Below are 13,119 nucleotides of genomic sequence, written 5' to 3'. Positions count from 1 at the left end.
CCGACCGTCGCGCGTCTCAGTCCGCGCGGACGCAGACGAAGATCGCCGTGCCCGGGATCAGATGCCCGCGCAGGGGCGACCAGCCGCCCCACTCCTGGGTGTTCCAGGCGGGCCACTCCGGCTCGACGAGGTCCACCAGGTGGAAGCCGCCGGCCACGACGTCACGGACCCGGTCGCCGATGGTGCGGTGGTGCTCCACATATACGGCGCTGCCGTCCTCGTCCTGCTCGACGTAGGGCGTGCGGTCGAAGTAGGAGGCGGAGACGGACAGGCCCTCGGGGCCGGGCTCGTCCGGGAACGCCCAGCGGAGGGGGTGGGTGACGGAGAAGACGAAGCGGCCTCCCGGGCGCAGCACCCGGCGTACCTCGCGCAGCACCGCCACGGGATCGGCCACGAAGGGCAGCGCGCCGTACGCCGAGCAGGCCAGGTCGAAGGAACCGTCCGCGAAGGGCAGCGCACCCGCGTCGGCCTCGACCAGCGACACGCCGTCGCCGCCGAGACGCAGCGCGTGCTGGAGCTGGCGGTGCGAAAGGTCCAGGGCCACCGCACGGGCTCCCTGTGCGGCGAGCCACCGCGAGCACTGCGCCGCGCCGGCCCCGATCTCCAGGACGTCCCTGCCCTTCAGCTCGGCGGCCGGCCCGAGCAGCCCGGCGTCGGCCTCGTCCAGCCCCTCCGGCCCCCAGACGAAGCGGTCGTCGCCCAGGAAGGAACCGTGGTCGCGCTGGTACTCGTCGGCGTTGCGGTCCCACCAGCCGCGATTGGCGTGGCTGCTCTCCGCGGCGCCGGCGGCCCGGCGGGTCGCTTCGGGCTCGGGCAGTTCGGACTCTTGGATGATCGGCTCCATCGTCGTATTCTCCCGTCGACCGGGTGCGCGGCGGACCGGTCGGCTCCGGCGCGCGACGCGCCGGAGGTATCGGTGCGATGCGGCGCGTGTGGCCTGGCACGACATGATGTGTGCCGGGTATGGGGCGATCCGTCCCGGGTGGGCGGCTTCGCGCATTGACCATGCCCGGCCGCGCCCGTATGCTACAAGTTGCGCTGCGGGCCTGCGCGCCTCAGACAGAGCAGGCTGCGCTCGCATCTGTATGTATGTCCCCTCGGTTGTCGAGGTGCTCCCCGTGTTCTCCGGGTTTCCGGAGGAACTCGGACGACGCGCCTCCTAGGCTGTCCGGCTTCTGCAGAGCGAAACGGGCTCCCGGCGTAGCAGTACCTACGACTTCATGTCCGTACCGGAGCCCTTTCCCACATGACGAGCAGCACCGAGACCACCGCCACCACCCCGCAGGTTGCGGTCAACGACATCGGTAACGAGGAAGCCTTCCTCGCCGCGATCGACGAGACGATCAAGTACTTCAACGACGGCGACATCGTCGACGGCGTCATCGTGAAGGTCGACCGGGACGAGGTCCTGCTCGACATCGGTTACAAGACCGAAGGTGTCATCCCGAGCCGCGAGCTCTCGATCAAGCACGACGTCGACCCGAACGAGGTCGTCGCCGTCGGCGACGAGATCGAGGCCCTTGTCCTTCAGAAGGAGGACAAGGAAGGCCGCCTGATCCTCTCGAAGAAGCGCGCCCAGTACGAGCGTGCCTGGGGCACCATCGAGAAGATCAAGGAAGAGGACGGCATCGTCACCGGTACCGTCATCGAGGTCGTCAAGGGTGGTCTCATCCTCGACATCGGCCTCCGCGGCTTCCTCCCGGCCTCCCTGGTCGAGATGCGCCGTGTCCGCGACCTCCAGCCCTACGTGGGCAAGGAGCTCGAGGCGAAGATCATCGAGCTGGACAAGAACCGCAACAACGTGGTCCTGTCCCGCCGTGCCTGGCTGGAGCAGACCCAGTCCGAGGTCCGCCAGACGTTCCTCACGACCCTGCAGAAGGGTCAGGTCCGTTCCGGTGTGGTCTCCTCGATCGTCAACTTCGGTGCCTTCGTGGACCTGGGTGGCGTCGACGGTCTGGTTCACGTCTCCGAGCTGTCCTGGAAGCACATCGACCACCCGTCCGAGGTTGTCGAGGTCGGCCAGGAGGTCACCGTCGAGGTTCTCGACGTCGACATGGACCGCGAGCGTGTCTCCCTGTCGCTGAAGGCGACGCAGGAGGACCCGTGGCAGCAGTTCGCCCGGACCCACCAGATCGGTCAGGTCGTCCCGGGTAAGGTCACCAAGCTGGTGCCGTTCGGTGCGTTCGTCCGCGTGGACGAGGGCATCGAGGGTCTGGTCCACATCTCCGAGCTGGCCGAGCGCCACGTCGAGATCCCGGAGCAGGTCGTCCAGGTCAACGACGAGATCTTCGTCAAGGTCATCGACATCGACCTCGAGCGTCGTCGCATCAGCCTCTCGCTGAAGCAGGCCAACGAGTCCTTCGGTGCCGACCCGTCGGCGGTCGAGTTCGACCCGACCCTGTACGGCATGGCCGCGTCGTACGACGACCAGGGCAACTACATCTACCCCGAGGGCTTCGACCCGGAGACCAACGACTGGCTGCCGGGCTACGAGAAGCAGCGCGAGGAGTGGGAGCGCCAGTACGCCGAGGCGCAGGCTCGCTTCGAGCAGCACCAGGCGCAGGTCATCAAGTCCCGCGAGGCGGACGCCCAGGCCGCTGCCGAGGGTGGCGAGGCCGCTGCTCCGGCCGCGTCCGGCGGTTCGTACTCCTCGGAGTCGGCCGACAACTCCGGCGCGCTCGCCTCGGACGAGGCCCTGGCCGCGCTCCGCGAGAAGCTGGCCGGCGGCCAGAGCTGAACGCCTGCCACTAGGCGCTAGCCGCTGAACACCGGGACCCGCACCCTCAGGGGTGCGGGTCCCGGTGCGTTTGCCGCTCGGGTACGGGTGCTCGGTGCCGCGCCGGCGCGGAGCCGGCGCCGAGTGGGCCGGTGCCGCGCCGCCCGTACCGCCTGCCACTCTCGGCGGCCTCGCGCCGTGCGGGGCACGCGAGTGCCGTCGGAGCTCCCGTATCGGTGAGCGCCGCGACGGTGGGGAGTGCGGGGGGACAAGCCGCGTCCGGGCGAGAGGGGCGGGGACCTCCCCGTTTGCGAAGGGCCTCTACGTGGATGAATGCTGGGCGTGTTCATGAACGCCTGTTGCCCCGTGACCGCAAGAGGGGCCATACCCGTGTCGAGGTCCGGACCGGAACGAGCCCCTGTGCGACGGGAAGAGTCGTGCGGCCCGGACAACCTCCGTGCCGAGAGACGAACTTGCCCGAGGAAGCGGGACGTCCAGAGGCGCGGACCGGTCGACGCCGTGCCCATCGCATGGCCCGTCAGGTCCCTCGACAAGGCGCTCCCGACGCGCAGTTGACCGGCGAGGCCGGGAGCCGGCGCGCCACCGCCCTCCGGACCGTCGTCCTGCCCGCAGGCGTGCCTCCTCGTGGCCACGGTGCGGCGCGGGCGGGCATCCGTGCGCCCGCAGCGGCCGCCGAAGGGGTCTCCGGGTATCCACGGCGAAGTCCGGGGAATCGGCTGTGAAGGAGCGCGGGCGGGAATGCCCGCGCCCCGGGGCGCGTTCTGCTGTACGAACACGAGGAGGAGCGGTCACTGTGCTTGATCCGCAGGGTTTGTACGCATGGGAGCCGAAAGGCCTGGCAGTCGTCGACATGGCGCTCGCCCAGGAGTCGGCCGGGCTGGTCATGCTCTACCACTTCGACGGCTACATCGACGCGGGTGAGACCGGCGACCAGATAGTCGACCGGCTCCTCGACTCACTGCCCCACCAGGTCGTGGCGCGCTTCGACCACGACCGGCTCGTGGACTACCGCGCCCGCCGGCCGATGCTGACCTTCCGCCGCGACCGCTGGACCTCCTACGAGGAGCCCACGCTCGACGTACGGCTCGTCCAGGACGCGACCGGCGCTCCCTTCCTCCTGCTGTCCGGGCCCGAGCCCGACGTCGAGTGGGAGCGTTTCGCGGCCGCCGTGCAGCAGATCATCGAGCGGCTCGGTGTGCGCCTGTCCGTGAACTTCCACGGCATCCCCATGGGGGTACCGCACACCCGCCCCGTCGGTCTCACTCCGCACGGCAACCGGTCCGACCTGGTCCCGGGCCACCGCTCCCCGTTCGACGAGGCGCAGGTTCCCGGCAGCGCCGCATCGCTCGTCGAATACCGGCTCCTGGAGGCCGGCCACGACGTGCTCGGCGTCGCCGCGCACGTGCCGCACTACATCGCCCGCTCCGCCTATCCGGACGCGGCGCTCACCGTCCTGGAAGCCATCACCGCCGCCACCGGACTGGTCGTGCCCGGCGTCGCGCACGCGCTGCGCACCGAGGCCCACCGCACCCAGACCGAGATCGACCGGCAGATCCAGGAGGGCGACGAGGAACTCGTGGCGCTCATCCAGGGCCTCGAGCACCAGTACGACGCGGCGGCCGGCGCCGAGAGCCGCGGCAACATGCTCGCCGAACCCGTCGACATCCCGTCCGCGGACGAGATCGGGCAGGAGTTCGAGCGGTTCCTCGCCGAGCGCGAGGGCGACGGAGGATGATCCGCTAGGCTGCGCGGTGACCGCGCCCCGCCCCTGCCCGCCGTCGCGGGACGGACCAGGCGGGTCCGACCGCGGTAACGGGAGTCGGAACGTGTCCCCGCGCAGACGGGGCGTATCTGGTGGAGGCGCAGGCGTGCTGTCCGTGGGGCTGACCGGCGGCATCGGTGCCGGCAAGAGCGAGGTGTCGCGACGGCTCGTCGAGTGCGGCGCGGTGCTCATCGACGCCGACAGGATCGCCCGCGAGGTCGTGGAGCCCGGAACCCCCGGACTTGCCGCCGTCGTTGAGGCCTTCGGCGACGAGGTGCTCGCGCCGGACGGGTCCCTTGACCGCGCCAGGCTGGGCAGCATCGTCTTCTCCGACCCCGGGAAGCTGGCCACGCTGAACGGCATCGTGCACCCGCTGGTGGGTGCGCGTTCCGCCGAGCTGCAGGAGGCGGCCGCCGACGACGCGGTGGTCGTCCACGACGTGCCGCTGCTCGCGGAGAACGGCCTTGCGCCGCTGTACGACGTCGTGATCGTCGTCGACGCGAGCCCGCAGACCCAGCTGGACCGGCTCGTGCGGCTGCGCGGCATGACCGAGGAGGACGCACGGGCCCGGATGGCCGCACAGGCGACCCGGGACAAGCGCCTGGAGATCGCCGATGTCGTGATCGACAACGATGTGCCGCTGGACGAACTCGGACGACGGGTCCGGGCCGTATGGACCGACCTGGAGCGCCGGGCCCGGGAGCCCGTCGGCTGAGAAGCCCGGGAACCGCCGGCCGAGAGCGCACCCGGGGCCGGGGGAGGGGGCGTCCGGCGCGTGACCGCCGGGTGGTGCCGCCCCGGATGTCCGTGAGGCGGTCCTCGTACGGCCGCGGCGGGGTGAACGGAGCATCCGTCGGGCGCGGGGACCGGAATACGCTCCCGGAGCCGGGCGTTGATTCAGTGCAGCGAGGGAAGGACTGAATCGTGCCCGAGAGCAGCGGACCCACCGGACCTACTCCGGAGACGCATGTGATCGCCTTCCGCGCCGCCGAGAAGCTGCTGGACGCGCGCGACCCGCGCGGTGCCATCAAGCTGCTCGATCCCTTGATCGAGGCCCACCCCGAGAGCCGCGCCGCCCGGCTGCTGCGGGCCCGCGCGTACTTCGCGTCGGCCCAGCTGAGGTCGGCCGAGCGGGAGTTCCAGCACATCGTCGAGCACGAGCCGGACAACGCCTACGCCCACTTCGCCCTGGCGCGCACCTACGAACGCGCCAACCAGCCGGACCGGGCCCTGCGGCACTTCCGCCTCGCCGCGGCACTCGACCCCCAGCCGGATTACGTGGCGGCAGCCCGCTTCGAGACCTGAGGCCCCGCGGACCAGGACCCACCGTCCCACGCCCGCACCCCCCTGCGCCCCGACCGGCCCGTCTACGGCCGCCGTGCCCCGACGGCCCCCGCCGGACCGGCTCTCAACGGCTCGACGGCGGCTGATACGGCGGAACGTCCCGGCCCGGCTGGAAGTGCGGGCCCTGCCGGATGTGCCGGACCACCATCGCCATGTCGATCGTGATGATCAGCCACAGCACGCCGCATGCCGCCGCCCAGCCCGGCCGTCCGACCAGCGCGAATGCGCTCGTGCCGGCCGCCGTCCAGATGAACCCCCAGACACTCAGCCAGAAGCGCATGCGCAGCGGACTGCGCGCGGTCACCGGTTCACTGCCCGTACGCATCGTGATCCCTCTCCTCCCGGGAGGAGTGCTCCTTCCAGTGTCCTGCGAGCACCCTGCGAAACGAAAACCCCGCACGGAGTGAGACGGGCGGGCACTCAGGGCGCCCGCGGTGCGTTCACCGGACGGGAGCGAAGCCGGATGCGACGAGGGGAGACCTGGTATGAGCCCGGAGATGCGCAAGGGATACGCGGGGACGGGACCCGGCGCCATCACGCCGGACGGATGCGCGGTGGACCTGTACTCCCGCCTGCCCGCCGGGGGAGAGGCGGACGTCATCGCGGCGGCGGTCCCGCCGGGGGCGCACATCCTCGAACTGGGCAGCGGAGTGGGCCGGATGACGCACCCCCTGCTGGAGCGCGGATTCGCGGTCACGGCCGTGGACGAGTCCCAGGAGATGCTGGACCGGGTCCGGGGTGCGCGCACGATATGCGGCCCGATCGAGAAGCTCGACCTCGGCGAGACGTTCGACGTGGTGATGCTCGCGTCGTTCCTTGTGCACGCCGGTGATGTGAGGGTGCGTCAGGGTCTGTTGGACACCTGTCGGCGCCATGTTGCCCACGACGGCTGCGTGTTGATCCAGCGGGAGGGCGAGGGCTACCACACGAACGTACCGCGGGAGAGGATCGACCCCAGCGGCTTCACGGTACGGATCGTGTCGTCGGAGCCGGTGGGCGACGGGGTGAACTCGGTGCGTGCCGAGTACGTCTTCCCCGACGCCGTCTGGACGCAGACGTTCCTGGCCCGGCCCCTCACCCAGGAGGCCTTCGAGGCGGCGCTGGGTGACGCCGGGCTGAAGGTCGACCGCTACCTCACCGACGACCGGACATGGGTCCGGGCCCTGCCGGTGGCGTGACGAGAGACTGAGCCGCGCGGCCGAGCCTCACTCTGAGCCGGAGCCGGAGCCGGAGCCGGAGCCGGAGCCGGAGCCGGAGCCGGAGCCGGAGCCGGAGCCGGAGCCGGAGCCGGAGCCGGAGCCGGAGCCTGAGCCTGAGCCGGAGCCTTTGGCGCGCCCGCTGCGCGGGCCGGCGGCGGGTGGCGTCCCGAACCCGGGCGCCCCCACGCCGGGGCCGAAGCCCAGCCCGCCCAGATCCCGCAGGCGTTCGAGTTCGCGGCGGTCCCGCTTCGTGGGACGGCCCGCGCCGCGGTCGCGCACGCCCGCAGGGGCCACGGCCTCGCGGGGCGGGGGCGGCGGACTGTTGTCGACGTAGCACTCGACCGCGACGGGGGCACCCACCCGCTTGCGGATCACACGCTTCACGACGACGATCCGCTCGCGGCCCGCGTGCCGCAGCCGGACCTCGTCACCGACGCGGACGCCGTGCGCGGGCTTCACACGCTCGCCGTTGACCCGCACATGTCCGCCGCGACAGGCCGCCGCACCCGTGGAACGGGTCTTGACCAGGCGCACCGACCAGATCCAGCTGTCGACGCGCACGGTGCCGCCGTTCGCGGTGTCCGTACCGCCGTTGCCGCTGCCGGCCCCGCCCTTCGCGGTGTCCGTCCCGCCGTCCGTCGTCCCAGAAGCCATGCCTCGACCTTAGTCCTCGCACGGCCCGGGCCCGGACCCATTTTCCGGTGCCCCGTGGCCGTCTCTCCGGTGCCCCACGCCGTCTCTCCTCTGCTCCATGCGGCCCTCCCGGTGCCCCATGCCGCCCGGGCCCCGTGACCCGCGCCCCGAGTGCTGTCCGGCCCGCCGGTCGTGCCCGGTGGGTGGCGATGCCGCCGTCGTCCGGTTGCCGCCCCCTGATGCCGCGGGGTCCGGCTCCCGGTCGGGTGCCCCGCACGGCTTCCCTTCCCGCGCCCGCCCCCGCCCCCGGAGCCCGCGGACCGCGTCCACCCGGAGCTCCCCGGATGCGGGGGACCGCCCGCCCCGCCAAGCTGGGATGCATCCGGACACGGGAGGCACAGCGAACATGCAGGTCGAGGCCAAGGTCGACACGCTGATGGACGGCCTCCTGGACGATTTGGAGCGGCTCGCCGTCATTCCCTCGGTGGCCTTCCCGGGCTTTCCGCAGGAACCGGTACGGCAGGCGCACGACCTCGTGGTGGAGCTTCTGCGCGACGCCGGAGTGCCCCGCGTCGAGACCCTGGACCTCCCCGACACCGCCCCCGTGATCTACGGCGAGATCCCACCGCCGACCCCCGACGCACCGACTGTCCTCCTGTACGCGCACTACGACGTACAGCCGCCGGGCGACGAGGGGCTGTGGCACTCGCCGCCGTTCGCGCCCACGCCCGTCGAGGGCGGTCTGCGCGCCCGGGGCATCGCCGACGACAAGGCGAACGTCGTCGCGCACCTCGGCATGCTCCGCGTCTACGACGGCCGACCGCCCGTCGGCGTCAAGATCGTGATCGAGGGGCAGGAGGAGTACGGGAGCTCGTTCGACGCCTATCCGCCGAGTGATCCCGAGCGGTTCGCGTGCGACGCCATGGTCATCGCCGACCTCGGCAATCTGCGCCCGGGAACACCCACGCTCACCACCGCGCTGCGCGGTACCTGCGACGTGATCGTGGAAGCCCGTACCCTCCACGAGCCCCGGCACAGCGGGGAGTTCGGCGGTGCCGCCCCCGACGCCCTCCTCGTCCTGGTCAAGGCCCTGTCGACCCTGCACGACGTGCACGGAGACGTCGCCGTCCCCGGGCTGCGCCGTACGGAGTGGACGGGCAGCGGCTACACCGAGGACGAGTTCCGGGACCTCGCCGGCGTTCTGGAGGGTCTGCCGCTCATGGGGACCGGAAGCCTCGGCGAGCGGCTGTGGAGCGGGCCGGCGCTCACGGTCATCGGCCTCGACGCACCGAGCGTCGCGGGCGCCGCGTCCGCCGTCGTCCCCTATGCGCGGGCCAAACTCAATCTCCGGGTCCACCCGAAACAGGACCCGGCCGAGGCGCAGTCCGCGCTCGTGCGTCATCTGCTGTCACTGCGCCCCTTCGGCGTTCCCCTCGTCGTCAGCCCCGGCGACACCGGCCCCGGCTACGAGGCGGCCACGGACGGCCCCGCCTACCGTTCCGCCCGTTCCGCCCTGCGCGAGGCCTGGGGCGAGGACGTCTCGTACGTGGCCACCGGTGGCTCGATTCCGCTGGTCAACGGTCTGGCGCAGGCGGCCCCCGACGCCGAGGTGCTGCTGTTCGGCGCCCAGGACAACCTGTGCAATCTGCACGCCCCGAACGAACGCGTCCTCGTCTCGGAGCTGCGCAACACCGTCGTCGCGCTGGCGGCCTTCGTCCGCGACTACGCGTCCGGCCCTGACGACGGACGGAGCTGAGGGCCCGGGACGGCCCCCCCACGGGCCCGCGTGACCATGACCGCCGTCCGCGGACGCGGCCCCGTACCCGTACGCCCACGACCCGCGCTCGCGGCCCCGTACGGTGGACGGCATGGGCACCACCCCGCTGTCCCGGCTGGACGCACGGATCACCGAATGCCGGGCCTGCCCCCGTCTGGTCGCCTGGCGGGAGGAGGTCGCGCGCACCAGACGCCCCGCCCACGCCGACGAGACCTACTGGGGCCGGCCGGTCCCCGGCTTCGGCCCGCAGGACGCGCGCCTGCTGATCGTCGGCCTGGCCCCAGCCGCGCACGGCGGCAACCGCACCGGCCGTATGTTCACCGGGGACCGCTCGGGCGACGCGCTCTTCGCCGCCCTGTACGACCTGGGTCTGGCGTCGCGCAGGACCTCGGTGTCCGCCGACGACGGCCTCACCCTGAGCGGCGTCCGCGTCACATCGCCCGTGCACTGCGCGCCGCCGGCGAACCGGCCGACCCCGCAGGAACGCGACACCTGCCGGCACTGGCTGGTCGACGAACTCGGCCTGCTGCGCCCCGGTCTCCGCGCGGTCGTGGCGCTCGGAGCCTTCGGCTGGCAGGCGGCGCTGCCCGCATTCGCCGAGGCGGGCTGGCGGGTACCGCGCCCCCGGCCGGTGTTCGCGCACGGCGCGCACGTGACGCTCGCACCGGCCGAACCCGGCGGCTCCCCCCTCGACCTGTTCGGCTGCTTCCACGTGAGCCAGCGCAACACCTTCACCGGGCGGCTCACCCCCGACATGCTGCGCACCGCGCTCGCCGTCGCCGCCCGGACCGCAGGCCTGCTCCCGGATCCCGAGCCCGGATAGGCTGCCGCGATGGCCCTTTACCCGGACATCGAACCGTACGAGCGGGGCATGCTCGACGTCGGCGACGGCAACCACGTGTACTGGGAGGCGTGCGGCAATCCCCGCGGCAAGCCCGCCGTGGTCCTGCACGGCGGACCGGGCTCCGGCTGCACCCCCGGCTTCCGCCGCTACTTCGACCCGGACGCGTACCGCGTGATCCTGCTCGACCAGCGCGGCTGCGGGCGGTCGCGGCCGCACGCCAGTGCATACGACACGGACATGAGCGTCAACACGACCCCGCGGCTGATCGCCGACCTGGAGCTGCTGCGCCGTCGGCTCGGTATCGAGCGCTGGCTGGTCTGGGGCGGCTCATGGGGTTCCGTGCTGGGGCTGCGCTACGCCCAGACACATCCCGGCAGCGTCTCGGAACTGGTCCTCACCGGTGTCGCCACCGGCACCCGGGCCGAAGTGGAGCTGCTGACACGCGGACTGGGGCGGTTCTTCCCGGAGGCGTGGGCACGCTTCCACGGGCATGTGCCGCAGGGTGAGCGGACCGGCGGGCAGGCGGCCGCCTACAACCGGCTCCTGGAGTCGCCGGACGCCGCGGTGCGGGCCGCCGCGGCGAGGGCCTGGACCGACTGGGAGACGGCCATCGTGCCCGCGCCGCCCCGTTCCGTGCCGCGCTACGAGGACCCCGAGTTCCGGGCGGCGTTCGCGCGGATCGTCACGCACTACTTCGCGGGCGACCACTTCCTCGGGGAGGACGGAGTGATCCTGCGCGAGGCGCCGCTCCTGAAGGGTATCCCGGGAACGCTGGTGCAGGGCAGCCTCGACGTCGGCAATCTGCTCGGCATCGTGTGGCGGCTCCATCACGCGTGGCCGGACAGCGAGTTGATCACCGTGGACGACGTGGGTCACGACGCGGGCGCACCCGGCGTGGCGGAGGCGCTGGTGGCGGCGACGGACAAGTACGCGGGCGCCGGGCCCCGTCGGCCCCGCGAACCGTCCCGCCGCTCGAGCCACTGACGGCTCGCGGCACGTGCGGTAGCGTCCCGCCATGATCACTGACCCTGTCACCGCCGACGACCTCGACCAGGCCGTCCGGCTCGCCGTGGCCGCCCTCCGCGCCGCACCCCCGGACGCCTGGGACGGCAAGGCGGGGGGCCTGGAGTGGAACTGCTGGGAAACCGTCGAGCACCTGAGCGACGACCTGTTCGCCTACGCCGCCCAACTGGGCCTGCGCACACCGCCGCTGGAGCGCGAGGTGCCCTTCGTATGGGAGAGCCGCAGGCCCGGCGGACCCGCGAACGCCATTCACGCGAACCGAGACGCCGGGCCCGCGGGACTGCTGCAGGTGCTGGAGGCGAGCGGCGCGCTGCTGGTCGCGATGGTGCGCACGACACCGGAGGAGGTCCGCGCCCACCATGGCTCCGGGGCGTCGGACCCGGAGGGCTTCGCCGCGATGGGCGTCGTGGAGACGCTGGTGCACACCCATGACCTGGCCGAAGGCCTCCGACTGTCCTGGTCGCCGCCCGCCGGGCTCTGCGCGCGGGTGCTCCACCGTCTCTTCCCGGACGCTCCCGCCGACACCGCCCCCTGGCCCACGCTGCTGTGGGCCACCGGGCGCGGCGAACTGCCCGGCCACGCCCGGCGCACCTCATGGCGCTGGTACGGGGCACCGCGTGACCGGCACGACGCTCCCTAGGGAGCCGGGCGGCCGACCGGGCCCGGCCGGCCCCGCTCAGGCGCGCGGACGCCACTCGTACCGCACGTCCGGCTCCTGCTCCTCGTTGCCGCTGCCGTCCGTGCGCTCCACCGCGACGAAACCGTGGCGCTCGTAGAAACGGTGGGCGGGCGTGTTGACCTGGAAGGTCCACAGCGCGAGCCGTCCGGGGCTGCGCTCCTTGGCCAGGGCGACGAAGCGGTCGCCGACGCCCCGGCCCCGCCACGCCGGATCCATGTAGAGCTGCGCCAGCTCGTCCTCCTCCAGCACCATCATGCCGACGACATCGCCGGCGGCGTCCGCCACCCAGGTCCCGCCCGCAGGGACGACCACCTCCCGGAAGTACGCGCGTACCGCGTCGTCGGAATGAGCCCGCCGGACGGTCGGCAGGGCGGCGGCGAAGGAGCGCAGCCAGACGTCGGCGACGGCGGCGGCATCGGCCACAGTCGCCGGACGGAGTTCGACAGGGAATTCGATCGTGTCCACGGGACGGACGTTCTCAGAGGAACGGGCCACGGCGCACACGGATTTCGGGGCACGCCCCCCGGGGAGGCAGTCGCCCGCGGTACCCGCGGACCCCGGCGGACTCAGCGGCCGCTGTCGCCGGAGGAGTCCTCGCCGGGATCGGCGGGGCCGCACGCAGGAGGCTCGCCGTCGCTGTCTCCGCCGGCGACCGCGACCGCCGTGATCTCGACGAGTTGCCCCGTGTACCCGAGGCAGGCGACTCCGAGCAACGTCGAGGAGTGCGGCCCCGCGCTCAGCCCCGAACGCTCCACGACGTCCCATACCGCCGACAGCACGCTCGGTTCGCTCGCCACCACGTACACCTCGGTGGACAGCACGCGTGCCAGGTCGCTGCCGACGGCGCGCAGCTGTTCCTCGAGATTGGCGACGACCTGCTCGGCCTGGCGCACGGGATCGCCCGGCCCGACCAGGTTCCCCTCCGCGTCCAGCGGCACGGCCCCGGCGAGGAAGGCGAGCCGTGTCCCGGCCTCCACGACCGACACATGCGCATAGGTGGGCGGCGGGAACAGCGTGGGCACGGTGGTGCGGCGGATCACGGGGCCTCCTGGGAACGACCGATCGACGACCGATCTGCCGAGCCTGCACCGGGACGAGGCGGGCGCGCACCCGATTATCGG

General features: G+C 72.5%; 14 protein-coding genes. 9 read left to right on the top strand and 5 right to left on the bottom strand.

Translation table 11 applies throughout. The features are described from left to right. Nucleotides 1–16: 16 nt before the first annotated feature. Entirely contained in the window at nucleotides 17–844 is an 828-nt protein-coding gene (locus ACWCP6_RS16820) for a class I SAM-dependent methyltransferase (protein ID WP_450933193.1), read from the bottom strand. 402 nt (nucleotides 845–1,246) lie between these two features. On the opposite strand from ACWCP6_RS16820, the gene rpsA reads away from it, so the two are divergent. The 4 genes from rpsA (at nucleotide 1,247) to ACWCP6_RS16800 (ending at nucleotide 5,804) form a co-directional block, all read left to right on the top strand. After that, entirely contained in the window at nucleotides 1,247–2,737 is a 1,491-nt protein-coding gene (gene rpsA, locus ACWCP6_RS16815) for a 30S ribosomal protein S1 (protein ID WP_450933192.1), read from the top strand. Between the two features lie 793 nt (nucleotides 2,738–3,530). After that, nucleotides 3,531–4,472, top strand: coding sequence for a PAC2 family protein (locus ACWCP6_RS16810; RefSeq protein ID WP_450933191.1), 942 nt, complete (start codon nucleotides 3,531–3,533; stop codon nucleotides 4,470–4,472). 133 nt (nucleotides 4,473–4,605) lie between these two features. Continuing rightward, nucleotides 4,606–5,214 carry a dephospho-CoA kinase gene (gene coaE / locus ACWCP6_RS16805; protein ID WP_450933190.1) on the top strand — a complete coding sequence of 203 codons (609 nt, stop codon included), beginning with the start codon at nucleotides 4,606–4,608 and terminating at the stop codon, nucleotides 5,212–5,214. 209 nt (nucleotides 5,215–5,423) lie between these two features. Further along, nucleotides 5,424–5,804, top strand: coding sequence for a tetratricopeptide repeat protein (locus tag ACWCP6_RS16800; protein WP_450933189.1), 381 nt, complete (start codon nucleotides 5,424–5,426; stop codon nucleotides 5,802–5,804). Between the two features lie 103 nt (nucleotides 5,805–5,907). Here the strand turns inward: ACWCP6_RS16800 and ACWCP6_RS16795 are convergent, their stop codons facing one another. Next, a complete protein-coding gene (locus tag ACWCP6_RS16795) occupies nucleotides 5,908–6,168 on the bottom strand; it encodes a DUF6343 family protein (RefSeq protein ID WP_450933188.1) in 261 nt (86 codons plus the stop codon). A gap of 160 nt (nucleotides 6,169–6,328) precedes the next feature. Between ACWCP6_RS16795 and ACWCP6_RS16790 the strand changes: the two genes are divergently transcribed. Beyond that, nucleotides 6,329–7,021 carry a class I SAM-dependent methyltransferase gene (locus tag ACWCP6_RS16790; RefSeq protein WP_450933187.1) on the top strand — a complete coding sequence of 231 codons (693 nt, stop codon included), beginning with the start codon at nucleotides 6,329–6,331 and terminating at the stop codon, nucleotides 7,019–7,021. Between the two features lie 27 nt (nucleotides 7,022–7,048). Here ACWCP6_RS16790 and ACWCP6_RS16785 read toward each other — a convergent pair whose 3' ends face one another. Next, complete coding sequence (locus ACWCP6_RS16785) at nucleotides 7,049–7,696, bottom strand: RNA-binding S4 domain-containing protein (RefSeq protein WP_450933186.1); 648 nt, start codon at nucleotides 7,694–7,696, stop codon at nucleotides 7,049–7,051. 385 nt (nucleotides 7,697–8,081) lie between these two features. On the opposite strand from ACWCP6_RS16785, the gene ACWCP6_RS16780 reads away from it, so the two are divergent. The 4 genes from ACWCP6_RS16780 to ACWCP6_RS16765 all read left to right on the top strand — a co-directional run bounded on the left by ACWCP6_RS16780 (nucleotide 8,082) and on the right by ACWCP6_RS16765 (nucleotide 11,959). After that, entirely contained in the window at nucleotides 8,082–9,431 is a 1,350-nt protein-coding gene (locus ACWCP6_RS16780; protein WP_450933185.1) for a M20/M25/M40 family metallo-hydrolase, read from the top strand. A 112-nt stretch (nucleotides 9,432–9,543) separates the two neighbouring features. Beyond that, complete coding sequence (locus ACWCP6_RS16775) at nucleotides 9,544–10,275, top strand: uracil-DNA glycosylase (RefSeq protein ID WP_450933184.1); 732 nt, start codon at nucleotides 9,544–9,546, stop codon at nucleotides 10,273–10,275. Nucleotides 10,276–10,284: 9 nt separating this feature from the next. After that, nucleotides 10,285–11,280 carry a prolyl aminopeptidase gene (gene pip / locus ACWCP6_RS16770; RefSeq protein WP_450933183.1) on the top strand — a complete coding sequence of 332 codons (996 nt, stop codon included), beginning with the start codon at nucleotides 10,285–10,287 and terminating at the stop codon, nucleotides 11,278–11,280. Between the two features lie 31 nt (nucleotides 11,281–11,311). Beyond that, nucleotides 11,312–11,959, top strand: coding sequence for a DinB family protein (locus ACWCP6_RS16765; protein WP_450933182.1), 648 nt, complete (start codon nucleotides 11,312–11,314; stop codon nucleotides 11,957–11,959). A gap of 36 nt (nucleotides 11,960–11,995) precedes the next feature. Here the strand turns inward: ACWCP6_RS16765 and ACWCP6_RS16760 are convergent, their stop codons facing one another. Both ACWCP6_RS16760 and ACWCP6_RS16755 read right to left on the bottom strand, forming a co-directional pair. After that, nucleotides 11,996–12,454 carry a GNAT family N-acetyltransferase gene (locus tag ACWCP6_RS16760; protein ID WP_450933286.1) on the bottom strand — a complete coding sequence of 153 codons (459 nt, stop codon included), beginning with the start codon at nucleotides 12,452–12,454 and terminating at the stop codon, nucleotides 11,996–11,998. Between the two features lie 110 nt (nucleotides 12,455–12,564). Then, the gene (locus tag ACWCP6_RS16755) at nucleotides 12,565–13,038 is read right to left on the bottom strand and encodes a RidA family protein (protein WP_450933181.1); all 474 of its coding nucleotides are present in this window, start codon (nucleotides 13,036–13,038) and stop codon (nucleotides 12,565–12,567) included. Between the last annotated feature and the right edge of the window lie 81 nt (nucleotides 13,039–13,119).

The organism is Streptomyces sp. NPDC002004, from assembly GCF_053593975.1.
This window is presented reverse-complemented; position numbering and strand designations above follow the sequence as displayed.

What these genes read in the sequence shown, in the direction of transcription:
- ACWCP6_RS16820 (WP_450933193.1), bottom strand. Translation starts at nt 844, where the DNA reads ATGGAGCCGATCATCCAAGAGTCCGAACTGCCCGAGCCCGAAGCGACC.
- rpsA (WP_450933192.1), top strand. Translation starts at nt 1,247, where the DNA reads ATGACGAGCAGCACCGAGACCACCGCCACCACCCCGCAGGTTGCGGTC.
- ACWCP6_RS16795 (WP_450933188.1), bottom strand. Translation starts at nt 6,168, where the DNA reads ATGCGTACGGGCAGTGAACCGGTGACCGCGCGCAGTCCGCTGCGCATG.
- ACWCP6_RS16790 (WP_450933187.1), top strand. Translation starts at nt 6,329, where the DNA reads ATGAGCCCGGAGATGCGCAAGGGATACGCGGGGACGGGACCCGGCGCC.
- ACWCP6_RS16785 (WP_450933186.1), bottom strand. Translation starts at nt 7,696, where the DNA reads ATGGCTTCTGGGACGACGGACGGCGGGACGGACACCGCGAAGGGCGGG.
- ACWCP6_RS16780 (WP_450933185.1), top strand. Translation starts at nt 8,082, where the DNA reads ATGCAGGTCGAGGCCAAGGTCGACACGCTGATGGACGGCCTCCTGGAC.
- ACWCP6_RS16775 (WP_450933184.1), top strand. Translation starts at nt 9,544, where the DNA reads ATGGGCACCACCCCGCTGTCCCGGCTGGACGCACGGATCACCGAATGC.
- pip (WP_450933183.1), top strand. Translation starts at nt 10,285, where the DNA reads ATGGCCCTTTACCCGGACATCGAACCGTACGAGCGGGGCATGCTCGAC.
- ACWCP6_RS16765 (WP_450933182.1), top strand. Translation starts at nt 11,312, where the DNA reads ATGATCACTGACCCTGTCACCGCCGACGACCTCGACCAGGCCGTCCGG.